Annotated in this window: 1 pseudogene; it reads left to right on the top strand. The window is 68.5% G+C overall.

Features of this window, described 5'->3' with window-relative positions:
- Positions 1-35: 35 nt before the first annotated feature.
- Positions 36-400 (top strand): annotated as a pseudogene (locus B0F77_RS48305) (hypothetical protein); the annotation flags it as partial.

The following is a 400-nucleotide window of genomic DNA, read 5'->3' as shown; positions in this document are numbered from 1 at the left end:
CCGATCGCGCGATCGGCTGCCGCTGGCTTCTCCTGGTGGACGGCCTGGACGAGGTGGCCGACGCCGAACTCCGCCTGCGCCTCCTCAACCGCCTCGCTGCCTGGGCGTCGGACGACGCCTACCGGATCCTGCTCACCACCCGTCCCACCGAAGGCGGCGCCCTCGCCCCGCTGCAGCGCATCGGTGCCGTTCGTTACGAACTGCAGCCCTTCGACGCCGAGGCCTTGCAACACTTCGCCGCCAAGTGGTTCCCCGGAGACGACTCTCAGCGCTTCCTGCACCAGATCCGCGAAGCCCACCTCGACGAACTGGTCGAGACGCCGCTGTTCGCCACGATGGCCGCGATCATCTTCCGCGAGTACGGCGGACAACCGTTGCCCGGCGACCAGTACACGCTCTA

This window comes from Lentzea kentuckyensis (assembly GCF_002150765.1).
Lineage (GTDB): Bacteria > Actinomycetota > Actinomycetes > Mycobacteriales > Pseudonocardiaceae > Lentzea > Lentzea kentuckyensis.
Note: the sequence above shows the minus strand (reverse complement) of the source record. Positions and strands in the feature narration are given on the sequence as shown.